The 23,682-nt window shown below is 70.2% G+C and carries 25 protein-coding genes; 16 read left to right on the top strand and 9 right to left on the bottom strand.

Features of this window, described 5'->3' with window-relative positions; translation table 11 throughout:
* Positions 1–19 precede the first annotated feature (19 nt).
* Positions 20–1,438 carry an HtaA domain-containing protein gene (locus AB0H78_RS27525; RefSeq protein WP_363237293.1) on the bottom strand — a complete coding sequence of 473 codons (1,419 nt, stop codon included), beginning with the start codon at positions 1,436–1,438 and terminating at the stop codon, positions 20–22.
* Between the two features lie 149 nt (positions 1,439–1,587).
* Here AB0H78_RS27525 and AB0H78_RS27520 point away from each other — a divergent pair, with 149 nt between their 5' ends.
* The 7 genes from AB0H78_RS27520 to AB0H78_RS27490 all read left to right on the top strand — a co-directional run bounded on the left by AB0H78_RS27520 (position 1,588) and on the right by AB0H78_RS27490 (position 9,015).
* A complete protein-coding gene (locus AB0H78_RS27520) occupies positions 1,588–2,607 on the top strand; it encodes an ABC transporter substrate-binding protein (protein ID WP_363237292.1) in 1,020 nt (339 codons plus the stop codon).
* The gene (locus AB0H78_RS27515; RefSeq protein WP_363237291.1) at positions 2,604–3,680 is read left to right on the top strand and encodes an iron ABC transporter permease; all 1,077 of its coding nucleotides are present in this window, start codon (positions 2,604–2,606) and stop codon (positions 3,678–3,680) included. Before AB0H78_RS27520 ends, AB0H78_RS27515 begins: the two co-directional genes overlap by 4 nt.
* Positions 3,680–4,531 carry a heme ABC transporter ATP-binding protein gene (locus AB0H78_RS27510; protein WP_363237290.1) on the top strand — a complete coding sequence of 284 codons (852 nt, stop codon included), beginning with the start codon at positions 3,680–3,682 and terminating at the stop codon, positions 4,529–4,531. Before AB0H78_RS27515 ends, AB0H78_RS27510 begins: the two co-directional genes overlap by 1 nt.
* 155 nt (positions 4,532–4,686) lie before the next feature.
* Positions 4,687–5,832, top strand: a complete 1,146-nt coding sequence (efeO, locus tag AB0H78_RS27505; RefSeq protein WP_363237289.1) for an iron uptake system protein EfeO — start codon at positions 4,687–4,689, stop codon at positions 5,830–5,832.
* 35 nt (positions 5,833–5,867) lie between these two features.
* A complete protein-coding gene (efeB, locus tag AB0H78_RS27500) occupies positions 5,868–7,148 on the top strand; it encodes an iron uptake transporter deferrochelatase/peroxidase subunit (RefSeq protein WP_363237288.1) in 1,281 nt (426 codons plus the stop codon).
* A 36-nt stretch (positions 7,149–7,184) separates the two neighbouring features.
* Positions 7,185–8,144, top strand: coding sequence for an iron uptake transporter permease EfeU (efeU, locus tag AB0H78_RS27495; RefSeq protein WP_363237287.1), 960 nt, complete (start codon positions 7,185–7,187; stop codon positions 8,142–8,144).
* Positions 8,032–9,015 carry a hypothetical protein gene (locus AB0H78_RS27490; RefSeq protein ID WP_363237417.1) on the top strand — a complete coding sequence of 328 codons (984 nt, stop codon included), beginning with the start codon at positions 8,032–8,034 and terminating at the stop codon, positions 9,013–9,015. The genes efeU and AB0H78_RS27490 overlap by 113 nt, the downstream gene beginning before the upstream one ends.
* 29 nt (positions 9,016–9,044) lie before the next feature.
* On the opposite strand, the gene AB0H78_RS27485 is transcribed toward AB0H78_RS27490, so the two are convergent.
* The gene (locus AB0H78_RS27485) at positions 9,045–9,791 is read right to left on the bottom strand and encodes a bifunctional DNA primase/polymerase (protein ID WP_363237286.1); all 747 of its coding nucleotides are present in this window, start codon (positions 9,789–9,791) and stop codon (positions 9,045–9,047) included.
* A 125-nt stretch (positions 9,792–9,916) separates the two neighbouring features.
* Complete coding sequence (locus tag AB0H78_RS27480) at positions 9,917–10,531, bottom strand: TetR/AcrR family transcriptional regulator (RefSeq protein ID WP_363237285.1); 615 nt, start codon at positions 10,529–10,531, stop codon at positions 9,917–9,919.
* A gap of 119 nt (positions 10,532–10,650) precedes the next feature.
* Here AB0H78_RS27480 and AB0H78_RS27475 point away from each other — a divergent pair, with 119 nt between their 5' ends.
* Positions 10,651–10,842: a DUF6243 family protein gene (locus AB0H78_RS27475; RefSeq protein ID WP_363237284.1), complete on the top strand. Its 192-nt coding sequence runs from the start codon at positions 10,651–10,653 to the stop codon at positions 10,840–10,842.
* A 106-nt stretch (positions 10,843–10,948) separates the two neighbouring features.
* Positions 10,949–11,764, top strand: a complete 816-nt coding sequence (gene ddaH, locus AB0H78_RS27470; RefSeq protein WP_363237283.1) for a dimethylargininase — start codon at positions 10,949–10,951, stop codon at positions 11,762–11,764.
* Here the strand turns inward: ddaH and AB0H78_RS27465 are convergent.
* Positions 11,753–12,760, bottom strand: coding sequence for a small ribosomal subunit Rsm22 family protein (locus tag AB0H78_RS27465; RefSeq protein ID WP_363237282.1), 1,008 nt, complete (start codon positions 12,758–12,760; stop codon positions 11,753–11,755). The two genes, ddaH and AB0H78_RS27465, sit on opposite strands and share 12 nt — an antisense overlap.
* Before the next feature lie 133 nt (positions 12,761–12,893).
* Here AB0H78_RS27465 and AB0H78_RS27460 point away from each other — a divergent pair, with 133 nt between their 5' ends.
* Positions 12,894–13,529: a haloacid dehalogenase-like hydrolase gene (locus AB0H78_RS27460; protein WP_363237416.1), complete on the top strand. Its 636-nt coding sequence runs from the start codon at positions 12,894–12,896 to the stop codon at positions 13,527–13,529.
* A gap of 15 nt (positions 13,530–13,544) precedes the next feature.
* Here the strand turns inward: AB0H78_RS27460 and AB0H78_RS27455 are convergent, their stop codons facing one another.
* Together AB0H78_RS27455 and AB0H78_RS27450 are read right to left on the bottom strand one after the other, a co-directional pair.
* Entirely contained in the window at positions 13,545–13,985 is a 441-nt protein-coding gene (locus AB0H78_RS27455; protein ID WP_363237281.1) for a hypothetical protein, read from the bottom strand.
* 51 nt (positions 13,986–14,036) lie between these two features.
* Complete coding sequence (locus AB0H78_RS27450) at positions 14,037–14,699, bottom strand: M15 family metallopeptidase (protein WP_363237280.1); 663 nt, start codon at positions 14,697–14,699, stop codon at positions 14,037–14,039.
* Positions 14,700–14,791: 92 nt separating this feature from the next.
* On the opposite strand from AB0H78_RS27450, the gene AB0H78_RS27445 reads away from it, so the two are divergent.
* From AB0H78_RS27445 to AB0H78_RS27435, 3 genes are all read left to right on the top strand, one after another.
* Positions 14,792–15,394, top strand: a complete 603-nt coding sequence (locus AB0H78_RS27445) for a hypothetical protein (protein ID WP_363237279.1) — start codon at positions 14,792–14,794, stop codon at positions 15,392–15,394.
* A gap of 121 nt (positions 15,395–15,515) precedes the next feature.
* On the top strand, positions 15,516–16,565 hold the full coding sequence (locus AB0H78_RS27440; protein WP_363237278.1) for a hypothetical protein: 1,050 nt from the start codon (positions 15,516–15,518) through the stop codon (positions 16,563–16,565).
* Positions 16,566–16,617: 52 nt separating this feature from the next.
* Positions 16,618–16,815, top strand: coding sequence for a hypothetical protein (locus tag AB0H78_RS27435; RefSeq protein WP_363237277.1), 198 nt, complete (start codon positions 16,618–16,620; stop codon positions 16,813–16,815).
* Positions 16,816–17,900: 1,085 nt separating this feature from the next.
* Here AB0H78_RS27435 and AB0H78_RS27430 read toward each other — a convergent pair.
* Both AB0H78_RS27430 and AB0H78_RS27425 read right to left on the bottom strand, forming a co-directional pair.
* Complete coding sequence (locus tag AB0H78_RS27430; protein ID WP_363237276.1) at positions 17,901–18,335, bottom strand: DUF6188 family protein; 435 nt, start codon at positions 18,333–18,335, stop codon at positions 17,901–17,903.
* Positions 18,332–19,588 (bottom strand): multidrug effflux MFS transporter, encoded by a 1,257-nt coding sequence (locus tag AB0H78_RS27425; protein ID WP_363237275.1) that lies wholly within the window; start codon positions 19,586–19,588, stop codon positions 18,332–18,334. Before AB0H78_RS27425 ends, AB0H78_RS27430 begins: the two co-directional genes overlap by 4 nt.
* Positions 19,589–19,643: 55 nt before the next feature.
* On the opposite strand from AB0H78_RS27425, the gene AB0H78_RS27420 reads away from it, so the two are divergent.
* On the top strand, positions 19,644–20,645 hold the full coding sequence (locus AB0H78_RS27420) for a Gfo/Idh/MocA family oxidoreductase (protein WP_363237274.1): 1,002 nt from the start codon (positions 19,644–19,646) through the stop codon (positions 20,643–20,645).
* Here the strand turns inward: AB0H78_RS27420 and AB0H78_RS27415 are convergent.
* Positions 20,632–22,251, bottom strand: a complete 1,620-nt coding sequence (locus AB0H78_RS27415) for an alkaline phosphatase D family protein (protein WP_363237273.1) — start codon at positions 22,249–22,251, stop codon at positions 20,632–20,634. The two genes, AB0H78_RS27420 and AB0H78_RS27415, sit on opposite strands and share 14 nt — an antisense overlap.
* 77 nt (positions 22,252–22,328) lie before the next feature.
* Here AB0H78_RS27415 and AB0H78_RS27410 point away from each other — a divergent pair, with 77 nt between their 5' ends.
* Both AB0H78_RS27410 and AB0H78_RS27405 read left to right on the top strand, forming a co-directional pair.
* Positions 22,329–23,111: an SDR family oxidoreductase gene (locus AB0H78_RS27410; protein ID WP_363237272.1), complete on the top strand. Its 783-nt coding sequence runs from the start codon at positions 22,329–22,331 to the stop codon at positions 23,109–23,111.
* A gap of 101 nt (positions 23,112–23,212) precedes the next feature.
* Positions 23,213–23,671, top strand: a complete 459-nt coding sequence (locus AB0H78_RS27405; RefSeq protein WP_363237271.1) for a lamin tail domain-containing protein — start codon at positions 23,213–23,215, stop codon at positions 23,669–23,671.
* Positions 23,672–23,682 lie beyond the last annotated feature (11 nt).

The raw sequence follows: 23,682 nt of genomic DNA, 5'->3' as shown, positions 1-23,682 counted from the left end.
GGCTCCTGAGGAGTGGTTGTTACAGGGCGGGGGTGTCGTCGGATGCGGCCGCGGTTGCGCGGCGCCTGCGTACGACCGTGAAGGCGGTCGCGGCGAGCAGCAGCACGGAGGCGGCGGCGATGCCGGCGGGGAGGGCGGCGGAGGAATCGGAGGAGGCCGCTGTGGCCTCCGCCTTGACCGGGGAGGCCTTCGCGGAGGGCGGGGCGGTGGCGGTCGGGGCGCTGCCGAGGTCGGGGAGGGCGGGCAGCTTCGCGCTGTCCGTCAGGGCGATGGACAGGGTGAGCGGGTCCATCGAAGTGCCCTTGGGGTACATGGAGTTGAAGGCCTTGGCGCCTTCGGCGGTCAGCGTGGTCGGGACCTCGGTGAGGGCGACCAGGCCGCCCGTGGCCTTGAGGTTCTTCGCGGCGAAGGTGACCAGGGGGACGTCGGATTTCGCGGCGGCACCGGCGGTCGTGGCTCGGAGCGTTCCCGCGCCGTCCTTCACCGTGACGTGGAGGTCGCTGAACGACAGGTCGAGGCCGTGGGCGCCGGTGAAGCGGACCGAGCCCTTGAAGGCGGCGGTCAGCGTCTGCTTCTCGGCGTCGAAGGCGCCGGATCCCTCGCCGAAGCGGAAGAGCGCTCCACCGTCCTTCGCGCCGTCGGCGAGCGCCCACTTGCCCTTGGCGATGTCCCCGGTGACGTACTCACGGAAGGTGCGGCGCACGCCCCAGTCGACGGCGCCGTCGTCGATCTTCCCGGGGGTGGTCGTCTTCTTCCCCGCGTCCGCTGACTTCGACGCGGAGGCGGTGGGCGACGGCTTCTTCGTGGCGGCCGCCCGCACATCCGCCGACAGGGATACGGGATCGAGCGCGGTGCCCGCCGCGTAGTAACCGGCGAACGACCTGGCGCCGGCCGCCGTCAGGGTCGCGGGGAGGCCGCCGAGCCGGACGGAGTTGCCGCCGCCCTTCATGTCGACGGAGCCCGTGGACAGGGTGGCGAAGGCGACCTGCCGCTGCGAGGTGACCGCGCCGCTGCCCTTGGCCTTGCTGGTGATGTCGGCGTAGAGCGTGCCGCCGCCACCGCTGAGGCTGACCGTCGGGTTGCTGATCGTCATGTCGAGTTCGTACGACCCGTTGGACTTCTTGTGGCCGACGAAATGGACTCCGCCGGAGAATCCGGCACGGAACGCCCCGGTGTCGCCGTCGTACGTACCCCTCGCGGAGGCGAACCGGAACTGGCTGCTGCCGACCGTGGCCGCGCCGCCGGTCAGCGAGTAACTCCCCTTCGCCACCGGTCCCGTGACGTACGACTGGAAGGACGACTTGATGCCCCAGTCGAGCCGGCCGCCCTGCACCGTACGGCTCGACGCATGGGCCGCGACCGCCGGGAGCAGGGCCGCGAACAGCGCGGCGAGCACCGCCACAGCGCTCACGCGGGCAGCACGAATCGACAACACCATGGGTTCATCCCTCTTCAAAGGCCCCACCAAGGGCTGGTCAATGAGGTGAGGCTAACCTAAGTTAATACCGGCCAGGTTCGGAACCCCACCGGCCGCGGCAAACTCCGGGATCGCAGGTCCCCCGACCCGAACGACAGGACGGTGCCCTGGTGCGCACACGACTGACCGGCGCACTGATATCGGTGCTCGCCCTGGCGCTGACCGCGACCGCTTGCGGCGGAGGAGGCGGCGGCAGCAGCACCTCGGCGGGTACGGACACCAAGGCCGCGGCAGCGTCGGCCGACCGGGTGGAACCCCTGACCGGCACCGCCCGGCCCGCCCTCCCGGTGAGCGTGAAGTCCGCCGACGGGAAGAGCGTGACGGTGGCCGGGGCGGACCGGATCGTGCCGCTGTCGGGTTCGCTCAGCGAGATCGTGTTCACGCTCGGCCTCGGCAAGCGGGTCGTCGCCCGCGACATCACCACCACCTTCCAACAGGCCGCGAAACTCCCGGTGGTGACCCGCAACCACGACGTGTCGGCGGAAGGCGTGCTCTCGCTCCGGCCCGACCTGGTGCTCGCCGAGCGGACGACCGGGCCCGACGAGGCGATGGAGCAGATCCGCGAGGCGGGCGTCCCGGTGATCGTCGTCGCCCCCGCGCTGAGCCTCGGCGACATCGACACCCGCATCAAGGACGTCGCGAGGATCCTCGGAGTCGACGCCGCGGGCGCCCGGTTGGTGCAGCGCACCGACCAGCGCCTCGCCGCCGTCGAGAAGGACATCCCGAAGCGCGAGAACGAGCTGCGGGTCGCCTTCCTGTACGTACGCGGCTCCGCCTCCGTCTATCTCATCGGCGGGAAGAACTCGGGTGCGACCTCCCTCATCGAGGCGGCGGGCGCGACCGACGCCGGGGTCGAGGGCGGCCTGGAGAAGGACTTCTCGACGATCACCGCCGAGGCGATGGCTCAGGCCGCCCCGGACGTGATCCTCGTCATGAGCAAGGGACTTCAGTCCGTGGACGGCGTGGACGGCCTGGTGAAACTGCCCGGCGTCGCCCAGACCCCGGCCGGCCTGAACAAGCGCGTCGTCTCCGTCGACGACGGCGTCCTGCTCAGCTACGGCCCCCGTACCGACCAGGTCCTGCGCTCCCTGGTCGAGCAGCTCTACGGCTCCGGAAAGAGCGCCAAGTGACCACCGTCCAGGCCCCACAGAAGGCCCCCGACGCCCCCGCGCCCTCGTCCTCGCCCGCACCCCGCCGTTCCGCCGCCTGGCTGCTCGGCGCCGGCATGGTCGTTGCCCTCTTCGCGCTGCTGCTCCTCTCCGCGGGCATGGGCGCGTACGAGATCTCCCCCGGCGATGTGCTGCGCTCGCTGACGGGACACGAGCTGGACCGGGTCGCCGAGTCCGTCCTGTGGAACGTACGGCTGCCGCGCATCGTGCTCGCCCTCCTCGTCGGGGCCTCGCTCGGCTGCGCGGGCGCCCTGATGCAGGGCGTGTTCGGCAATCCGCTCGCCGAGCCCGGGGTGATCGGGATCAGTTCGGGCGCTGCGGTCGGCGCGGTCTGCGTCATCTCGCTCGGCCTGAACTTCTTCGGCACCTGGACGGTGTCCGTGGCCGCCTTCGTCTCCGGTCTGGCGACCGTGCTCCTCGTGTACGCGATGTCGCGCTCCGGCGGGCGCAGCGAGGTCGTCACCCTCATCCTCACGGGCATCGCGGTAACTGCCTTCGCGGGTGCGCTGATCGGGCTCTTCATCTTCTTCGCCGACACCGCGGCGGTGAACCAGATCACCTTCTGGCAGCTCGGCTCGCTCTCGGCCGCGACCTGGCCCAAGGTCCTCGCAGTCCTGCCGTGCGCGGCGATCGGCCTCGCCGTCGCCCCCTTCTACGCGCGCCGGCTCGATCTCCTCGCGCTCGGCGAACGCCCGGCCAGGCACCTGGGGGTGGACGTGGAGAAGCTGCGGATCGCCCTGATCCTGGTGATCGCGCTGCTCACCTCCGCCGCGGTCTCCGTTTCCGGGGTCATCGGTTTCGTCGGCCTCGTCGTACCGCACCTGCTGCGCATGGTGGCCGGGCCAGGCCACCGCTTCCTCATCATCGGCAGTGCGCTGGGCGGGGCGGTGGTGCTGCTCGCCGGGGATCTGGCTGCGCGCACGCTGGTCGCCCCGGCTGAGCTGCCGCTCGGGGTGCTGACCGCGTTCGTCGGCAGCCCGTTCTTCTTCTGGCTGCTGCGCCGTACCCGTAAAAAGCAAGGAGGCTGGGCGTGATGGCTCCGCTGGTGAGGTCGTTCTTCGCATCGCGCACCAGGGTGCTGCCCGCCCCGTTCGGCGCGGGCGAGGTGGTCGCGGAGGCGGCAGGCGTACGGCTGGCACTCGGCGGCCGCCCGGTCCTGGACGGGATCGACCTGGAGGTCAGGGCGGGCGAGGTTCTCGCGCTGGTCGGGCCCAACGGCGCGGGCAAGTCCACCCTGCTCGGCGCGCTCGCCGCCGATCTGACCGCCGACGCGGGCGAGATCCGTGTCGCGGGCCGCCCGGTCGACCGGTGGACCGCGCCCGAACTCGCCCTGCGGCGGGCGATGTTGCCCCAGTCCGCCTCGGTCGCTTTCCCGTTCCCGGTCGGCGAGGTCGTACGGATGGGCCGCGCGCCCTGGGCCGGCACCGAGCGCGAGACGGAGGACGAGGAGGCCGTGGCGGCCGCCATGGCCGCGACGGAGGTCGCCGGGTTCGCCGCGCGCCCCTTCAGTGCCCTCTCGGGCGGGGAGCGCGCGCGGGTCGCACTGGCGCGCGTACTCGCCCAGCGCGCTCCCCTGTTGCTGCTCGACGAGCCGACCGCCGCCCTCGATCTCCGGCACCAGGAGCTGGTGATGCGGGTCTGCCGGAGCCGGGCCGCGGCCGGGGACGCCGTGGTCGTCGTCCTGCACGACCTGGGGCTCGCCGCCGCGTACGCCGACCGCGTCGCCGTGCTCGAAGGGGGCCGGATCGCCGCTGCGGGGCCGCCTGCCGAGGTGTTCGACGAGGTGCTCCTGAGCCGGGTCTACCGGCAGCCGGTGGAGGTGTTCCCGCACCCCGGGTCCGGGGTGCCGCTGGTCGTTCCACGGCGTTACTTGACGATTCCTTGACCGACCCATGAGGCAGCTGTGATTCAGCTGTGATCACAGGGCGAGAGCGGGACCGCAGTGAGAGCTGAATCACCACCCGGGTGGGTATCGGTGAGGTAAGCCTCGGTTAAGTTAGGCCTGCCTCACTCGACCACTCGCCCAAGCGTGGAGCCCGTATGCGACCCGTCCGCTTCTCCGTCGTCACCGCCGTCACCGCCGTGGCCGCCCTGACCGCCGTCACGGGCTGCGCCGAGAAGAGTGATGCCAAGTCCGGTGGCAGCGGGGCTGTCCAGGTCACCGCGACCGACACCGCCTGCAAGGTCTCCAAGACCGAGATCCCCGCCGGGCACGTGCAGCTGGCGGTGGAGAACAAGGGCTCCAAGGTCACCGAGGTCTACCTCCTCTTCCCCGACGACCGCATCGTCGCCGAGCGCGAGAACATCGGCCCCGGCCTGAAGCAGACCGTCACCGCCGAGGTGAAGGCCGGTTCGTACGAGATCGCGTGCAAGCCCGGCATGAAGGGCAACGGCATCCGCCAGAAGATCACCGTCACCGGTGGCGGCGCGACGGCCAAGCGCGACCCGAAGCTGGACGCCGCGGTCGCCGCGTACCGCAAATACGCGCAGGAGCAGGCCGACGCGACGATCCCCAAGGTGAAGGTCTTCACCGACGCGGTCCGCAGCGGCGACCTGGAGGCGGCGAAGAAGGCGTTCGCCCCCTCGCGTCTGGGCTGGGAGCGCACCGAGCCGGTCGCCGAGTCCTTCGGGGACATCGACCCCAAGACGGACGTGCGCGAGGACGGCCTGGAGGCCGGCCAGCAGTGGACCGGCTGGCACCGCCTGGAGAAGTCGCTCTGGCAGGACAAGAAGATCGGCTTCGAGGAGAAGACCCTCGCCACCCGGCTCGACGCCGACCTGGCCGACTGGCAGAAGCGGGTCGGCACCGCCGAGATCACCCCGACCTCGATGGCCAACGGCGCCAAGGAACTCCTCGACGAGGTCGCCACGGGCAAGGTCACCGGTGAAGAGGACCGCTACAGCCACACCGACCTCTCCGACTTCAAGGGCAACGTCGAAGGCGCCCAGAAGGCGTACGAGCTGCTGAAGCCGATCGCGTCGAAGAACGACGCGGCGCTCACCAAGGAGCTGGACACCCAGTTCGCGGCGATCTCCACCGTCCTCGACAAGTACCGCCCGGACAAGACCTCCTACGACTTCGTCTCCTACGACAAGGTCACCAAGGAGCAGCGCAAGGAGCTCTCGGACGCGGTGAACGCCCTCGCCGAGCCCCTGTCCAAGCTCGCCGCGGCCGTCGTCAAGTAGCGGGACCAGGCAAGAAGAGCAGGAGAGAACTGGATATGAGCGAAGAGAACACCTGCGCCGACACCGCCGCCAACTCCTCCGCGCCCTCCCGGCGTTCACTCATCGGCTGGGGCGGTGCGGGTCTGGCACTCGGCGCCGTCGCGGCCGGCGGTGCGGTCGCCGCCGTGCGTACGGGCGATGATGCCGCGCCCGTCGCCGACAGCGGCGCGGCGGTGGCCTTCCACGGCGCGCACCAGGCGGGGATCGCCACGGCCGTCCAGGACCGGCTGCACTTCGCCGCGTTCGACGTGACGACCAAGGACCGCGCCGAGCTCGTCCAGCTGCTCAAGGACTGGACCGCCGCCGCGGCCCTGATGACGGCCGGGCACCCGGTCGGCGAGGGCGCGTACGGCGGTCTCGCCGAGGCCCCGCCGGACGACACCGGTGAGGCGCTGGGCCTCAAGCCCTCCCGGCTCACACTCACCATCGGCTTCGGCGCCTCGCTCTTCGCCAAGGACCGGTTCGGTCTGGAGTCCCGGCGGCCCGACGCGCTCGTGGACATCGAGAAGTTCCCCGGCGACAACCTCGACGCGGCCCGCTCGGGCGGCGACCTGTGCGTCCAGGCCTGCGCGGACGACCCTCAGGTCGCCGTGCACGCGATCCGCAATCTTGCCCGTATCGGCATGGGCAAGACCGCGATCCGCTGGTCGCAGCTGGGCTTCGGCAAGACGTCGTCGACGACCCCCGATGCCCAGACCCCGCGCAACATGATGGGCTTCAAGGACGGCACCCGGAACATCGCGGGCACCGACACCGCCGAGCTCGACCGCCATGTGTGGGTCTCCGAGAAGGACGGCGCGAAGGGCAACTCCGCCTGGATGACGGGGGGTTCGTACCTCATGGCCCGCCGCATCCGGATGCACATCGAGACCTGGGACCGCACCTCGCTCCAGGAGCAGGAGGACGTCTTCGGCCGCGACAAGGGCGAGGGCGCACCGGTCGGCAAGGCCAAGGAGCGCGACGAGCCGTTCCTGAAGGCGATGAAGCCGTCCGCGCACGTGCGCCTCGCGCACCCCGACTCCAACGCCGGGGTCAAGATCCTGCGCCGCGGCTACTCCTTCACCGACGGTACGGACGGACTCGGCCGCCTGGACGCGGGGCTGTTCTTCCTCGCGTACCAGCGGGATGTCCGCAAGGGGTTCATTCCGCTGCAGCGCTCCCTGGCGCGCCACGACGCGCTCAACGAGTACATCCAGCACGTGGGTTCGGCGCTCTTCGCCGTCCCGCCGGGCGTCCGCGACAAGGGCGACTGGTGGGGCCGGGCGCTGTTCTCGTAACCCGGCGTCCGTCCCAGCGAAGAGAAAGGCACCGACGTGTTCGGCAACTACCTGACCGGTCTGCGTGAGGGCCTCGAAGCCTCCCTGATCGTCTGCATCCTCATTGCCTATCTGGTGAAGACGGGCCGGCGCGACGCGCTGCGCCCGGTCTGGATCGGCATCGGGGCCGCCGTCGCGGTCGCCTTCGGTTTCGGCTTCGCGCTCGAATACGGCTCGCAGGAGCTGACGTTCAAGGCCCAGGAAGCGCTCGGCGGTTCGCTGTCGATCATCGCGGTGGGCCTGGTGACCTGGATGGTCTTCTGGATGCGGCGCACCGCGCGGCATCTGAAGAAGGAGCTGCACGGCAAGCTGGACGCGGCGCTGCAGATGGGCACGGGCGCACTCGTCGTCACGGCGTTCCTCTCGGTGGGCCGTGAGGGCCTGGAGACCGCGCTCTTCATCTGGGCCTCGGTGCACACCTCGCAGACCGGTACGTCGCAGCCGCTGATCGGGGCACTGCTCGGCATCGCGACGTCGGTGGTGCTCGGCTGGCTCTTCTACCGGGGCGCGGTCCGCATCAACCTGGCGAAGTTCTTCACCTGGACCGGCGGCATGCTGGTGGTCGTGGCGGCGGGCGTTCTCGCGTACGGCGTCCATGACCTGCAGGAGGCCGACTTCGTCCCGGGCCTCGGCAAGCTGGCGTTCGACATCAGCGCGCAGATCCCGCCGGACAGTTGGTACGGCACCCTGCTGAAGGGTGTCTTCAACTTCCAGCCGGATCCGACCGTGCTTCAGGTCACGGTGTGGGCGCTGTATCTGGTCCCCACGCTCTTCGTGTTCTTCGCCCCGGTAGGGTTCGCGAAGTCGGTGGGAACGAAGGGGCAGAAGGCAGCACATGAGCAGGCTGAGTCGGCTGGCGGCGGGGATCACAGCGGTGGCACTGGTGTCGCTGACAGCGAGCGGGTGCATGACGGTGCACGGCGAACTGGAAGTCGTACCGTCGGCGACGAAGGCTGAGGCCACGCAGGCGCTGCAGGACTTCCTCACCGCGTACAACAAGGCCGACAAGGCCTACGATCCGACCCTGGACCAGGGCCGGGTCACCGGTGCGCTCGGGGCGATCAACCAGGCCGGGCTGAAGGCGCGGCACATCACCGATCCCGGCGGCAACAAGGCGCACCAGGAACTCGAGCTGACGGACGCGAAGTTCGCGATCCCCAAGAAGGCGGGGTGGCCGCGGTACTTCGTGGCGGACACCGACTCCAACCGGGACATCGACAAGGGGCCCCAGGACACGCGCTGGGTGCTCGCCTTCGTACAGGACGGCCTGAAGCAGCCCTGGAAGGTCGCCTACCTGTCGATCCTCGCGCCCTCCCAGGTGCCCGCCTTCACGACGGACAAGGACGGCTGGGCGCAGCCTGCGGAGCCTGCCGACGCGGCGCTCGCGGTGGCCCCGAAGGACCTGCCCGGGCACTACACCTCGTACCTGAACAAGGGCACGCCCGCCGATTTCGCTCCGGGCACGCACACCTCGGACTGGCGTGCCACGCGCAAGAAGAACGCGAGCGTGCCGGGTTACTCCACGCAGTACGTCGACCAGCCACTGACCGACGGCTCGTATCAGCCGCTCGGGCTGCGCACGAAGGACGGCGGGGCGCTGGTCTTCTTCGCGTCCAAGCACTTCGAGCAGCTGACCGCGGCCCCGAACGTACGACTGCCGGAGCTCACCGCGGACGTGAAGGCGCTGACGACGGGCACGATGAAGAAGAAGATCACCAAGGAGCGGATGTCCAACGAGGTCGCCCTGGTGCCCGCGAAGGGCGCAGGCTCCGTGCAGGTGAAGCTGCTGGGCCGGCTCCAGGGACTGACCTCGGCCCAGGGGTCCTAGGACCCCGGGACCTCAGCGCCCGTCCGGCCTCAGCGGCCGCCGAGCGGCCAGGCCACCGCGTGGGCGTCGTACCCCTCGGCGCCGGTGTCCGCGTACTGCGCACAGGCGTCGGTGAGGACTTCGAGCAGCGTCAGCGGGTCGGGCAGCGGGTGTTCGAGCCCGCGCAGCCATTCCACGCCGAGCTCACCGGGGAGCCGGGCGGGCGGCAGCAGTACGTAACTGCCGCGGCAGTGCCAGCGCAGACCCGGGTGCTCGTCGGCCGTCTCGGGGTGGCAGTCCAGCTCGCACGGCCACCACTCGTCCTCGTCCTCGGGGGTGCCGCGCGTCGCGGTGAAGAAGAGGAGGCGGTCGCCGCCGGACTCGGCCACGGGGCCGACGTCGATGCCCGCGGCGAGGAGGCGCGAGAGCGCGCTGTGCCCGGCGTCGAGGGGGACGTCGAGGACGTCGTGGACCATGCCGGTGGCGGTGATGAAGTTGGCCTCGGGCTGGTTGCGCACCCAGCGCTCGACCTGGGAGCGGTCCGTCGTGGACTGCGTCTGCCAGGCGAAGGAGACGGGGTGGCGGGCCGGCGTGGGACAGCCCACGCGGTCGCACGAACAGCGGTAGCCGACGGGGTGCGCGGCCGGGGCGAGCGGAAGTCCCGCTGCGGCAGCGGCCAGCAGCAGTCTCTCGCGGGCCAGGCCTGCGTCGGCCGCGGCGTCAGCCTTCGGACGTCGGCGCAGCCACTGGGGCATCCTGCTCTCTGAGCCGCGGTAGCGGCCGATCCCGTCGCCCATCTATCCCCTCACCTCACCGTCGTCCCGGCGGACTCTCCCCATGCTGCCACCATCCTGGCCCCTGGATGACCACAGTCCGGATCCCGGGTGGCCCTGCGGGGGCGCGACGGGGGCTCACCGAGGCCTCAGCGGGGCGCGATCCCGCGCAGGACCTGGTCGACGCAGGTGTCGGCGAAGTCATACGTGAGGGGGTTGGTGCGCTGCAGCCAGCGGTGGGTGAGCGGCCCGACGATCATCTCCACGGCGATGCGCACATCGATGCCCGGGTCGACCTGGCCCGCTTCCTGGGCGGCGCGCAGCCGGGTCTCGTAGAGGAGCATGGCCGGTTCGAGGAGCTGCCGGGTGAACTTTTCGCCGAGCTCGGGGTCCATGGCTCCGGCGGCGGTGAGTGCGCGGGCCGGCCCCTCGTACTTCTCGTCGTTGAACTGGTCGACGGTGAGACGCAGCACATACTTCAGATCAGCCGCGATGTCCCCGGTGTCGGGGAAGCCCGACCACTCGTACTCCTCCCCCTCCTGGGCGTCGCCCGAGAGTGCGATGGAGGCATCGAGGAGCACGGCGGCCTTCGAGGGCCACCAGCGGTAGATCGTCTGCTTGCCGACCCCCGCGCGGGCGGCGATGGCCTCGATCGTCAGCTTGTTGTAGCCGACCTCACCGACCAGTGCGAGAGCTGCTTCCAGGATCGCGCGGCGGGAGCGTTCGCTGCGGCGCGAGGAGTCGGGGGGCTTGGTTTCTGCCATGGGGCCGAATCTAGCACCGGATGAGGCGAGACGTATCGTCTTGACAAGACGCAACGTCTCGTCTCATAGTGGAGCTCGTGCCGAGACGACCCGTCTCGCCGGACAGTGGAGGAACAACCATGACCCGTGGTGGATCAGGCAACATGCTCGGCGTCGGCGGCACCCGCAACCACCTCTCCCGCAAGGCCCTCCGGGGCGGCGGAAAGGGCGGGGCGGGAGCCGGCGGACCGCTGGACCCGATGGCACAGAAGCGCGAACTCCTGCGCAAACTGCAGGAGAGCCGTACGGCATCCGAGGGCACCATGCGGTGAACCACCCGATCGGTGCACAGCGCAGGAGCTCTTCACGGCGGACCATGAGCAGCAGTGGGCCGTACGACGCATCCCGTACGGCCGTGTCCGCCGTGAGGAGCCCTCATTGCCTCGTGAAGCCCGACCCCGGCGCTACCTGATGTGCCCACCCGCGCACTTCAGAGTGACGTACTCCATCAACCCGTGGATGGACCCCGCGAAGCCGGTCGAGCTACCGCTCGCACTCGCCCAGTGGGAAGACCTGCGCGACCGCTATCGCGCACTCGGCCACACCGTCGAACTCCTCACCCCCCGCCCCGACCTGCCCGACATGGTCTTCGCGGCCAACGGCGCGACGGTCGTCGACGGACGGGTGCTCGGTGCCCGCTTCGCCTACGCGGAACGGACGGCGGAGGCGCAGGAGCACCTGGACTGGTTCCGTGCGCACGGCTACACGGACATCCGCACCCCGTCCCACATCAACGAGGGCGAGGGCGACTTCGCGGTCACCTCCACCTACCTCCTGGCCGGCCGGGGCTTCCGCTCCAGCCCGCTCTCGCACGACGAGGCGCAGGAGTTCTTCGGCCGCCCGGTGATCGGCCTGGACCTGGTCGACCCGCGCTACTACCACCTCGACACGGCGCTGTGCGTCCTGGACGACGAGGCGGACGAGATCATGTACTACCCCGGCGCTTTCTCCCCGGGGAGCCGGGCGGTACTGGCCCGCCTCTTCCCGGACGCCCTGATCGCCGGGGAGGCGGATGCGGCGGCCCTCGGCCTGAACGCGGTCAGCGACGGCCACCACGTCCTGCTCCCACAGGCGGCGGTGGGCCTGTACGAACCGCTGCGGGCGCGCGGCTACGACCCGATCGGCATCGATCTGGGCGAGCTGCTCAAGGGCGGCGGCAGCGTGAAGTGCTGCACGCAGGAACTACGCGCCTGACGTGTCGGTGTGGGGCGGCGGCCACTCGTCGCCCCATGCGATGTCGCGGGCGTCGCGATAGAGCGCACCGTGCCGCTTGGTGACGGTGGCCCGCTCCAACTCGCCCTTGTCGGTGCAGAGTTCGAGCAGTACCTGCCCCTTGCGGATCTGCGGCCTGCGGACGATGCGGGCGGCGGGGGCGCGGACGTCACCCTTGACCGCGGCGACGTAGGCGAACTTCTCGTCCTCGTACGCGAGCGACCCGCCCTTGATCTTCCGGTGCAGCGACGACCTGCTGACGCGCGCGGAGAAGTGACACCAGTCGGCGCCGCGCTCGATGGGACAGGCCGAGCTGTGCGGACAGGGCGCGGCGACGTTGAACCCGGCCTCGACGAGCCGGTCCCTGGCCGCCATGATCCGCAGATACCCGTCGGGCGTACCGGGCTCGACGACGACGACGGCCTGCGCGGCGGCAGCGGCGGCGTCGACGACGGCGCCCCGGTCGTCCTCGGTGAGCTCGCCGAGGACGTACGAGACGGTGACGAGATCGACGGCGTCGAGGGCCAGCGCCTTCCCGATCCGGGCCCGGGTCCAGGTGGCGTCGCGCAGCGAGCCGACCCCGGACGCACGCGCCAGCTCCTTGCCCAGCGCCAGAGCGGGCTCGGCCCAATCGAGAACGGTGGTGGCCTGCTCCCCCCAGGCTTCGGCGACGGCCCAGCTGGCGGACCCCGTACCGCCGCCGATGTCGGTGTGGGTGGCGGGCGCCCAGTCCGGAACGGCGTCCTGGAAGGCGCCGAGCGCGGACCGTACGGCCTCAAAGGTGGCGGGCATGCGATACGCGGCGTACGCGGCGACGTCGGACCGGTCCCGCAGCACGGGCGCATCGGTAGGGGTGGTCCCCCGGTAATTGGCGATGAGCCGCTCGACGGCCTGCGAGGCCTGCTTGGGCGGCAGCCCGTCGAGGAGACCGGCGAGTGCGGCGCGCAGGGCTTCGGGGGCACGGAGGGAGTCGTTCACCGGAGGAGTTTAGCGGCGCGGCGCGGACGCGGGCGCGCTGCGGCCCGGCGACCGCACCGAGGCATATCGGCTTCCGCCCTTGCGATGGCATCCTTGGCCGGTGCTCCCCTCCGACTCCGATCACGCGGCCGCGGTGTTCTTCGACGTCGACGGCACCCTCGTCCCGCGGACGAGCTCGTCGGTGTTCCTGGCCGGCTTCCTCGGGCACCACGACGGCCTGGCGAGAGCCGAAGACGCTTACGCCGCAGGCGAGATGGACAACGCGCAGGTGTCGGAGCTGGATGCCGCAGGGTGGGCGGGAGCGTCCGAGGAGCAGATCCGGGAGTGGCTCATCGACCTCCCCCTGGCCTCCGGAATCGCGGAGACGGTGGCGTGGTGCCACACAAACCACGTGATGCCCATACTGGCGACCCTTGCCTGGACCCCGGTCGGCAGCCACCTCGCCGACCGCTTCGGCTTCCACGCGTTCAGCGGCCCCCGGCTGGAAACTTCGGAGGGCCGCTTCACGGGCCGCGTGGCCCACCACTTCGACGAGCACGACAAGCGGGACTTCGCCGCGGCACAGGCACAAGCGCTCGGGCTCGACCTCCACTCGTGCGGCGCGGTCGGAGACAGCCGCTCCGACCTGCCCCTCTTCGCCTCGGTCGGCCTGAGCGTGGCATTCAACGCCTCGGCAGCAGCGCGGACAGCCGCGACCACGACAGTGAACAGCGACGATCTGCGCGACGTGCTCCCGCTGCTGAACCGATTGATCACAGCCACGCGTTGACGCCGGCAGCCCCCGTCAGCGGCGACCGGTGGCCAGGATGACGAGGAACTGACCGCCGCCCGGCTCGATGTCGGCGGTCACCGGCAGCCCGGGCACCAGCCGGGAGAACCGGTCCAGCAACCAGTCCGCCGATTCCTGGGCGTCCCGCTTGGTCGGACAACGCCCCACCATCTCGCGACCACCCTTGCGCTCCAGCCGCGCGGCAACGGTGATCAGCGGCGCGGGTTCGACCACGTACAAACGGTCCGGCCATTCGATGACCACCTTGACGGCACCCTTGCGGGAGTTGCACCCACGGTGCGCGAGCCGCTCGGCGACCTTGGCCTTGCGGTCCGCGGTCCGGCTGTCAACGCTGGGCCCCTGCTCGTCGTTCACCGACTTGTCGGGGTCGACCGGTTCGTCGCACACCCAGCAGCGCCAGTTGTCGCGCTCGGCCACATCATCGAGAAGACTCATCCGAGCAAACTAACCTGCCCGGCCGCCACCCCGGCACCAGGGCCTTGGCAGTCAGGCAGGCGAGCCGATCTCCATCGGACCGTAGAGGGCTGCGGTCCCTCCGGTGAGCAGCGCCCAGTAGCGGTCGCCGAACGACCAGTGCCACCACTCGGTGGGGTAGTTCACCAGGCCCGCAGCGCTGAGCACGGAATCCAGCAACTTCCGGTTGACGCACGCCTCCTCGCTGATGTTGGCGGCGTGGGTGTAGCAGGCGCCCTTGCTCTCCTCGGGGTCTGCATTCATGCGGGTACCCAGGTCCAGCTCGCGCCCCTCGGCATCAGCCAGGGTGAGGTCCACGGCCGCGCCCGCGCTGTGCGGCGCGATGTCGGGCGGCGATACGTAGCGGCTCGCCGCCGAGTGGACCTCCTCAGCAGACCAGTCGGGGCGGGCGGCCCGCAACTGGCCGGCGTACTCCTCGAAGTACGCACGCTGGAGCGAGGCCTGCCGGTATCCCTCGACGAACAGCAATCGCACCCCCTGCGGAAGCAGGATTTGAGCCTCGCGCAACCGCTCCAGCACGCCTTCTCGCAGATACGCGAAAGCATCTGCCGGGTCCTGCTGGCGGGAATCAACCAGCAACCAGTCACTGCGGCGGACATCCACGAGCCGTTCACCGCACTCCGCAACAGGTACGGCGGCGACCTTCGGATCCGACATCAAGACGATCTCGTTCATACCGCGATCATCTCGCGGGCGCTGCCAGGCGAGTCCGCCCGGTCGCGGCGCCGGACAATCTCGGAGGCACGGTCCGGCTGTGACATGCGAAGGTGACGCGCAGGGGCAACTCAAAGGCGTATCCGGTCTTCCGTACCACGGACGCCGAAGAGGCCTGGGCTCAGACCCTGCGCCTGAGCGCCTTGTTGAAGGAGCGGGACGACGAGGTCATCCTGTCGGCTGATCTGCTGACGGTGGAGGATGCTCAGCGGATGGCCGCGACACTGCCCGGCGCAGAGTTCGGCTACCCGGAGGTCCGCCGGGTGGACCCGGTGACCGGTGACTCCCTCGTCTTCGGCTTGGACATTGGCAGCGCAGAACACTCCGTACTTGAGGCTGCACTCCCTCTGTCCGTGCTGCACTACGCAGCATCAGGCACGGTGGAGAACCGATTCGTGGAGTCGGTGGGCCGGGGTATCGCCGCGATCGGCTTGGCCGGCAGATGGCCCGACGATCCAAAGACAGACTCGTACGGCATCGCGAAGTACGACGGCGTGGAAGTCCTCTTCAACTGCGACGATGTGAACGGGTCTCAGCGAACCGATCGCCACACTGTGTTCGTACACGTCGACAAGGGGGGCGACCTCCCCCGAGCCAGAGCCCTGGCAGCACAGCTCGGCAGCACCGTGTTGGGGGACGCCGAGCTGGGTTGGTGAAGCGGGGCCAGCGGCTGCGGTGTCAGCGGCCACGAACGGCCCGCCTCCACGCCGCGCACCGACTGCACCACCGCCATCAACCCAAGTCGTCGCCACGCAACGATCCCCCTAGGTTGGGCTCATGACGAGCCTTTCTCATCCGCAGCTGTCCGGGCTGGGGCGGAACCCGGCAGCCCCTCAGGACGTACTGGTTCGCCTCACTGCGCACAAGGCCGGACGACATGGGATCTCGCTGCGTCCCGGCCGGCTGGAAGACGCGGTCGTCGAAGCCTTGTTGAGGCATGGCGACAACAGCGCAGCGATACGCCTTCGCAGGGACCGGATCTCCGCGACGATGCGTCGCAGAATTGCCGAACACCCTGATCCGGCGATCCGCGATACGTACGCGGACTTCGTCCGCTCCATGGTGGACTCCGGCGTATCGATCGGCATCGACCCCCTTGAGGAGGCTTACGGCCAGCCAAGGACCGCACTCGTCAGCGCGCCGGACCCGAAGCTGCGCGCCGCGGTCGCGCGAGCCTGGCTCGACCGGCCTCTGACCGTTCAGGTAGGGCTACTGGCCGACCCGGATCCACAGGTTCGCTCAGCAGCCACCGAGCACAGTGAGTCGGGCGTGCCTCCCGAATGGAGGGACCGCTGCTTGACCGACCCTGCCGTGCGCACCAACGTGGCGCGCTACATCCCTCTCACACCGGCCCAGTTCGCGCGGCTCCTGCACAGTGGCGAAGACGAGGCCTGTCGGGCAGTTGCCCGAAACCCGCACCTTTCGGCGGGGATGGTGGCCCGACTCCTGGACGTCGACGATCCAGCGGTGCGGGTCGCAGTGGCGCAGAGTCACCATGTCGACGCCGACACCAGGAGCCGCCTGTACGCCCTCGTAGAAGCCGAGCGAGCAGAGGGGAGCATCGACGCGGATGTGGCCCTGAACTGGGGAACGACTAGGCCGACTTGGCTGCAGCGCGTTCCCCTCAGAGAGCGGATGACCTACCTGGACTGCCCGTTCACGACGTTTCGGCTTGTACTGGCCTCCTGTCACGACTTGCCCGCGGAGGCGTGGCACCGGTTGGACAACGACCCCGATCTCGCGGTCCGCCGCGCTGCCGCCCGGCGGCCGAACACTTCTCGTGGACCACCCCAATTACCCCCGCGATACGTTGCCCACGCTCGTTGACGAGCCGGATCCACACGTACGCTTCGTCGCCTTGCAGGACGGAGAACTTCCGGTGTCGGCCCTTCAGCAACTCGCCGCCGCTGCCGAGCCCTTCCTACGAAGCGGGGTCGCCCGCCATCCCAACGTTTCGGACGCGCTGCTGGAACAGCTGCTGGCGGACCCCGACTCGACAGTGGCCGACAGCGCCGCGGCCAACGCCGAGCTGCCGCCGTCCCGGATGCATCGCATTCTCACGGCTGCCGGTCTGTGACCGCAGGAGAGCCTCGCGCCCATGCCGGGAGGGGCGGGGGGGGGCGGGGGGCGGCCTCCTACCCGGTGGCTCTTGTCGGGGTCGGATGGGTGGGCCCCCCTGCCGACCGATACCTGGAGTGTGGCGTTTCCGGGGCGGAGTAAAGGGCGCGACTGCGTCGCGTCGGCTACGCCGATTCCGCTGCGCTCCACCCTTGACACCACCCCTCCACCGCAAAAACTTGGCGGGTTATCGGTCGGCAGAGGGTCCTGGCCGCAGAGATAGCAGGGCACCTGGGGCCCCCTCGGCCCGGGGTGGCACGGCGGCCATTCAGAGCACGGCCGGTGGCCCGGTCCGCCACCCGCACCGGGTGTGAACGAACGACCGCACCCGCTGAGCACGTGGTGCGGGTCTGCTCGGCGGATGCGGGACGGCGGACCGGACCCCTCCGCGTGCGATTCGTGCCCCTAACTGAACACACACCCACCCCACGCCCGACGAGCACACGACACACAGGCATCGTCGCAGGTCACAGCCCTGCACCCCGGGAACGGGATGGTTGAAGGCTCAAGTGGGTCACCTAAGGGGCACTCCCACCGCTTCCGCCCACCCGAAACAGCGACCAGCGGGGCACGAAGTCCCGCCGAGCGACGGCCCTTTGGCGCCGAGCCGAGAGCCACAGCCCCATGCAAGTCGTGCGACCTTCGCCCCCGGCGCGGGGAGCGGAGCTCCACCTTGGATGCTGTGACGATCACCCCCCGCCGAAGTGCCCCGCACACGAACCGCCCAGTCCCACCGGTCCGCAGGAGCAGCGCGGTGTACGCGAAGCGCCAGCCCCAACGCGGCAGCAGCCAGCCGGACGAGCCCCCAAGGCTCGGCCTACGACGCGCAGCGTCGTACATCCCTGACGCCGACATCAAGCCGAGCCGCGTGACCGGCAACCGGCGCACGCCCCCCACCTGTTCGTCGTAGCTGCTTCTGTGTGCCCGGAGGGCGCGAAACGCTCCCGCCACCGCCCCACCCACCCGAAGCCCACCACCCACCCCGCCACCGCTCTCGCCGCGACGGTACGGATCGGGTGCGGGCCCGGGGCGTCGAGTCTGCGCCTACTGAGAACCGGGGCGAACATCGAGACCCCCGCCAGGTCTCGCGGCGAACAGGCTCCCGCGTGGACCTGCGATCTGCCACGCTTCGCGTTCCGGGTCGGGTGCGCAGGTCAACATCAGCGGGGTGTCGAAGACCAGGCGCAGGCTGCCGGACTTGAACGCGACCGCCGACAGAACCTTCGCGCCGAACAGCGGGAGTGCCGCACCCGCACCCACACCCACACCCACACCCCACGTTGCCGGGTTGACTCGTACGGACGGCCCGGCCACCGGACCGAGGCGCGCGGGCCCCTCCAGTACGACCGCCCAGTCCCGCCCTAGGGACAGTCTGAGCTGGGCGTCGACTTCGATCCTGGTGACCGTAAGGCCACGCAGGCCCAGGCGCCAGCGGTCCTCGTCCTCCACCGGCTCGTGCGCGGGTACGGCAGGATTCATCGCCCCCGCTGCCACGGCCGGCACAGCACCGCGAAGCACACCGCCGCCCCCACCCCGCACGCCAGCTGCACCACCGCCATCGGTACCGCCGTCGCCTCCCCCGCTATCCCCACCAGGGGCGACGCCACCGCGCCCAGCAGGAACGTGGACGTGCCGAGCAGCGCCGATGCCGAGCCTGCCGCGTTCGGGGTGCGCATCAAGGCCTGGGCGTTCGTGTTCGGCATGGCCAGGCCCATTGCCGACATCAGGACGAACAGGCCCGCCGCCACCGGGAACAGGCCCGGCTTGCCGAAGACCCCTGACGTCATCAGGAGCAGTGCCGTCGCCGCCAGGATGATCACCGCCAGGCCGAAGCCCAGCGCCTTGTCCAGGCTGACCCGGCCCACCAGGATCTTGCCGTTGATCTGGCCCACCGCCACCAGACCTATCGAGTTCAGGCCGAACAGGAGGCTGAAGGTCTGCGGCGATGCGCCGTACAGGTCCTGGACCACGAAAGGGGAGGCGCTGATGTACGCGAAGAGCGCCGCGAAGGCCAGGCCGCCCGACAGCATGTAGCCCGTGAAGACGCGGTCCGCGAGCAGGCCCCGCATCGTACGGAGGGCGTCGCCCACCCCGCCTGCGTGGCGGCGCTCCGGCGGGAGCGTCTCGTGCAGCCACTTCCAGACGATCAGGGTGAGGAGCGTGCCGATGACCGTCAGGACCACGAAGACTCCGCGCCAGTCCGTGAGGCGCAGGATCTGGCCGCCGATCAAGGGGGCCACCACCGGGGCCACACCGGAGATCAGCATCAGCGTCGAGAAGAAGCGGGCCATCTCCACGCCGTCGTAGAGGTCGCGGACCACCGCCCGGGCGATCACGATGCCCGCCGCTCCCGCCAGGCCCTGGAGCAGGCGGAAGGCTATGAGCAGTTCCGCCGTGGGGGCGAAGGCGCAGACCGCCGTGGCCGCCACGTAGATCACCATGCCGATGAGCAGCGGGGTCCTGCGGCCGAATCTGTCGCTCATCGGGCCCACCACCAGCTGGCCGAGCGCCATGCCCACCAGGCAGGCGGTGAGCGTCAGCTGGACCGTCGCGGCCGGGGAGTGCAGGGCGCCGGTGACCTCCGGGAGTGCCGGGAGGTACATGTCCATCGAGAGCGGTGGGAGCGCGGTGAGCCCGCCGAGGACGAGGGTGACGAGAAGGCCGGTGCGGCGGGTGGCGGCAGGGGCGGGCTGCCCGGTTCGTATGTGGCCGGGCGTGGAGGTCTTCGGCATGGCCTCTATTCTCTCAGCACGGGTGGAGTGGTCGGGACCTTCTTTTGGGGTGGGTATGGACAGGGTCATTCGCTGGGGTGTGCTGGCTACCGGAGGCATTGCCGCCTCCTTCACCGCCGATCTGCTGGCCATGGAGGGGGCCGAGGTCGTCGCCGTGGGGTCGCGGAGCGACGCTTCCGCCCAGGCCTTTGCCGAGCGGTTCAAGATCCCCCGGGCTTACGGGAGTTGGGCCGGGCTGGCGGGCGACGCGGACGTTGATGTGGTGTACGTCGCCACTCCTCACTCCGCCCACCGCGAAGCCGCCGGGCTCTGCCTGGAGGCCGGGCGGGACGTGCTGTGCGAGAAGGCCTTCACACTGAATGCGGGTGAGGCCGAGGAGCTCGTCCAGATCGCGCGGGACCGCGGGCGCTTCCTGATGGAGGGCATGTGGACGTACTGCAATCCCCTCATCCTGCGCATGATGGAGCTCGTACGGGACGGCGCCATCGGTGAAGTCCGCACTGTTCAGGCCGACTTCGGGATCCAGGGGCCCTTCGGTCCCGATCACCGTCTCCGTGATCCTGAGCTGGGTGGCGGCGCGCTGCTCGATCTCGGGGTGTACCCGGTCTCCTTCGCTCAACTGGTGCTCGGTGAGCCCGATTCCGTACAGGCGCATGCGCTGATCTCGGAGGAAGGCGTCGATCTCAATACCGGGATCCTGCTGGGCTGGTCCGGGTCCGGGGCCTCCGCCCTGCTGTCGTGTTCCGTGACCGGCAGCAGCCCGACCACCGCGTCGATCACCGGCACCGAGGGGCGCATCGAACTCCCCCACGGGTTCTTCCACCCGGAGCGGTTCGTGCTGCACCGCGCCGGGCGCGAGCCCGAGGAGTTCGCCCTGGAGAGCGGTGACCTGCGCGGCTTCGCCCCGGAGGCCGCCGAGGTCATGCGGTGCCTGCGGGCCGGCGAGAAGGAGTCGCCGCTCGTTCCGCTCGACGGGAGCCTCGCCGTGATGCGGACGCTCGACGCGGTACGGGACCGCATCGGCGTCCGCTATCCCCGGGAGATCACGCCTGCTTGAGGCCCGGGTCCCCCGCCTCCGTCACGAAGGATCCGACCGTGGATATCGCGGCTCCGGGCGTGGTCACCCCGGCCACCGCCCGGAAGTCCGCCCGCGTCTGCTGCTCGGTGAGCGTGGCCGTCACATAGCCGCGGCGGCCGTGGTAGAAGCGCATGTGCGGGTTGGACGTCATGTAGGCGTCGTAGTTGCTCGGCCTGTCCGCGCCGTCGCCTCCGCTGGTGATGGAGGTGGCGACCAGTTCCACGCCGACCGTCTTCGACGCGGGGTCGTCGAAGTTCTGCTTGAGGTCGTGCGCGTAGGCATTGTGCAGGTCGCCGGTGAGGACCAGCAGGTTGTCGGCGCCCGTCGCCACCGCGCCGTCCAGCATCCGCTGCCGTGCCGCCGGGTAACCGTCCCAGCCGTCCATCGAGAGCTTCGAGACACCGGTCGGGACGTTGCGGCGCTGGGCCACGCAGACCTGCTGGGGTACGACGTTCCAGGTGGCCCGCGATGCCCGCCAGCCGTCCAGCAGCCACCGCTCCTGGGTCGCGCCCGTCATGGTGCGCGCCGGGTCCTCGGACTCCGGGCCCGGGTACTGCCAGCCGTCGCCGTACGCCTGGTCCGAGCGGTACTGCCGGGTGTCCAGGACGTCGAACTGCGCGAGCCTCCCCCACTGGAGGCGGCGGTAGAGCTGGGCGTCGGGTCCGGTGGGCCTCTGCGGGAGGCGCAGCGGCTGGTTCTCCCAGTACGCGCGGTACGCGGCCGCCCTGCGCAGCAGGAACTCCTCCGGCGGGACGTCGTTCTCGGGGGTCTCGTCCGCGTAGTTGTTCTCGGTCTCGTGGTCGTCCCAGGTGACGACGAAGGGGTGCGCCGCGTGCGCCGCCTTCAGGTCCGGGTCGCTCTTGAAGAGCGCGTACCGCAGCCGGTAGTCCTCCAGCGTGATCGTCTCGCGGTTGAAGTGCGCGGGCACGCGGCGGTCGGTGTAGTTGCGGAGACCGCCGACGGCGTTGACCGCGTACTCGTAGAGGTAGTCGCCGAGGTGGAAGACGACGTCCAGGTCCTCCTCCGCCAGGTGCTTGTAGGCGGTGAAGTAGCCGTCGTGGTACGCCTGGCAGGTCACCGCGGCCAGTTTCAGCTCGCCTACGCGGGCGCCGTGCGCCGGTGCGGTACGGGTGCGGCCGACCGGGCTGAGCCAGCTCCCGGCGCGGAAGCGGTAGTAGTAGACGCGGTCGTGGTCGAGACCGCCGACCTCGACGTGCACGCTGTGGTCGAACTCCGGGTGCGCGGTGGCGGAGCCGCGCCGCACGATGCGGGTGAAGCGCTCGTCGTGGGCGACCTCCCAGCGGACGGTGACGCGGGCGGCGGGCAGGCCGCTGTCGGCGGCGTACGGGTCGGGCGCGAGTCTCGTCCACAGGAGTACGGAGCTCGGCAGCGGGTCCCCGGAGGCGATGCCCAGCGTGAAGGGGTCCGCGGTGATCTTCGCGGCGTCGAGTTCGGCGGCCTGCGCGGTGCCGGGGAGGTTGGTGGCGAAGGCGAGGGCTGCCGCGGCGCCGGTGACGGTGAGGAAGCGACGGCGGCCCATGTGACGTGCGGCGGCCCTGAGTTGGGGTGAGTGCTCTGTCGTCATGAGTGCATTCGAGTGGCGCGGGACGACGGCAGGTTGTCGCGTACACCACAGCCGGATGGCGGACGGATGAGGTCCGGATGTCGGACCCTCCCGTACGCTGCGGCCCCATGAACGCAGCTGAGAAGAAGATCGCGCTGGTCACGGGCGCGGGCTCCGGCATCGGCCGGTCCGTCGCGCGCACTTTGTCCGAGGCCGGCTGGTCGGTGGCGCTGGCCGGGCGGCGCACCGAGGCGCTGGAGGAGACGGCGGCGGGGATGACGGATGCGCTGTGCGTACGGACCGACGTGGCGGACCCCGCCGACGTGGACGCGCTCTTCGCCGCCGTGCGCGGGCGGTGGGGGCGGCTCGACCTCCTCTTCAACAACGCGGGGACCTTCGGGCCGGGCGGGACGCCGCTGGAGGATCTGCCGTACGAGGCGTGGCAGCACGTGGTGAACACCAACCTCACCGGGTCGTTCCTCTGCGCGCAGGGTGCCTTCCGGCTGATGAAGGCGCAGGATCCGCAGGGCGGCCGGATCATCAACAACGGGTCGATCTCGGCCCATGCGCCGCGGCCGAACTCGGTGGCGTACACGGCGACGAAGCACGCGACGACCGGGCTGACGAAGTCGCTGTCGCTGGACGGACGCCCGTACCGCATCGCCTGCGGACAGATCGACATCGGCAATGCCGCGACGGAGATGACCGAGCGGATGCAGACCGGGACCCTGCAGGCCGACGGCTCGCTGGCGGTGGAGCCGGTGATGGACGCGGGCGATGTCGCACGGACCGTGCTGCACATGGCGGAGCTGCCGCTGGAGGCGAATGTGCAGTTCGTCACGGTGCTGGCGACCGCTATGCCGTATGTGGGGCGCGGCTGAGGGGAGTTGGGGCGGAAGGGGTTCGGTCGAAGCGCTTACGGCGGCCTTCTCGGACCCCTAGAATTGCCCCTTCTTCACACTTTCCACATACGGAGCACACCGTGCGCATACGCACCGCGGCGCCTGCCGCCCTCGCCGTCGCCGCCCTCGGGGGCACCCTGCTCGTGACCGCTCCGAGCGCTTCGGCCGCCGCATCGCCCGTACAGATAAGCAAGGTGCAGTACGACTCCCCGGGCAAGGACGTCCACACGAACAAGTCCGTCAACGGCGAGTGGGTCAGGCTCCTGAACCGTTCCAAGGGCACGGTCAGCATCAAGGGCTGGAAGCTCACGGACACCAAGCGCCACGTGTACACCTTCGGCAACGTCTCGCTGAAGAAGGGCCAGTCGCTCACCGTCTACACGGGCAAGGGCAAGGACACCGCGGCGTCCAAGTACCAGCAGCGCGGCTGGATGATCTGGAACAACACCCACGACACGGCGACCCTCACCGACGCCAAGGGCGCGAAGAAGGATGCCGTGAAGTGGACGAAGCCCGGCAAGGGGTACATCAACAGCTGAAACCCGCCGTG

The organism is Streptomyces sp. NPDC050738 (genome assembly GCF_040654175.1).
In the GTDB taxonomy this organism is placed as follows: domain Bacteria; phylum Actinomycetota; class Actinomycetes; order Streptomycetales; family Streptomycetaceae; genus Streptomyces.
The sequence above is the reverse complement of the archived record's forward strand: the minus strand, read 5'-3'. Positions and strand labels throughout refer to the sequence as shown.

What these genes read in the sequence shown, in the direction of transcription:
- AB0H78_RS27525 (WP_363237293.1), bottom strand. Translation starts at nt 1,438, where the DNA reads ATGGTGTTGTCGATTCGTGCTGCCCGCGTGAGCGCTGTGGCGGTGCTC.
- AB0H78_RS27510 (WP_363237290.1), top strand. Translation starts at nt 3,680, where the DNA reads ATGGCTCCGCTGGTGAGGTCGTTCTTCGCATCGCGCACCAGGGTGCTG.
- efeO (WP_363237289.1), top strand. Translation starts at nt 4,687, where the DNA reads ATGCGACCCGTCCGCTTCTCCGTCGTCACCGCCGTCACCGCCGTGGCC.
- efeB (WP_363237288.1), top strand. Translation starts at nt 5,868, where the DNA reads ATGAGCGAAGAGAACACCTGCGCCGACACCGCCGCCAACTCCTCCGCG.
- AB0H78_RS27485 (WP_363237286.1), bottom strand. Translation starts at nt 9,791, where the DNA reads ATGGGCGACGGGATCGGCCGCTACCGCGGCTCAGAGAGCAGGATGCCC.
- AB0H78_RS27480 (WP_363237285.1), bottom strand. Translation starts at nt 10,531, where the DNA reads ATGGCAGAAACCAAGCCCCCCGACTCCTCGCGCCGCAGCGAACGCTCC.
- AB0H78_RS27475 (WP_363237284.1), top strand. Translation starts at nt 10,651, where the DNA reads ATGACCCGTGGTGGATCAGGCAACATGCTCGGCGTCGGCGGCACCCGC.
- AB0H78_RS27455 (WP_363237281.1), bottom strand. Translation starts at nt 13,985, where the DNA reads ATGAGTCTTCTCGATGATGTGGCCGAGCGCGACAACTGGCGCTGCTGG.
- AB0H78_RS27450 (WP_363237280.1), bottom strand. Translation starts at nt 14,699, where the DNA reads ATGAACGAGATCGTCTTGATGTCGGATCCGAAGGTCGCCGCCGTACCT.
- AB0H78_RS27440 (WP_363237278.1), top strand. Translation starts at nt 15,516, where the DNA reads ATGACGAGCCTTTCTCATCCGCAGCTGTCCGGGCTGGGGCGGAACCCG.
- AB0H78_RS27430 (WP_363237276.1), bottom strand. Translation starts at nt 18,335, where the DNA reads ATGAATCCTGCCGTACCCGCGCACGAGCCGGTGGAGGACGAGGACCGC.
- AB0H78_RS27425 (WP_363237275.1), bottom strand. Translation starts at nt 19,588, where the DNA reads ATGCCGAAGACCTCCACGCCCGGCCACATACGAACCGGGCAGCCCGCC.
- AB0H78_RS27420 (WP_363237274.1), top strand. Translation starts at nt 19,644, where the DNA reads ATGGACAGGGTCATTCGCTGGGGTGTGCTGGCTACCGGAGGCATTGCC.
- AB0H78_RS27415 (WP_363237273.1), bottom strand. Translation starts at nt 22,251, where the DNA reads ATGACGACAGAGCACTCACCCCAACTCAGGGCCGCCGCACGTCACATG.
- AB0H78_RS27410 (WP_363237272.1), top strand. Translation starts at nt 22,329, where the DNA reads ATGTCGGACCCTCCCGTACGCTGCGGCCCCATGAACGCAGCTGAGAAG.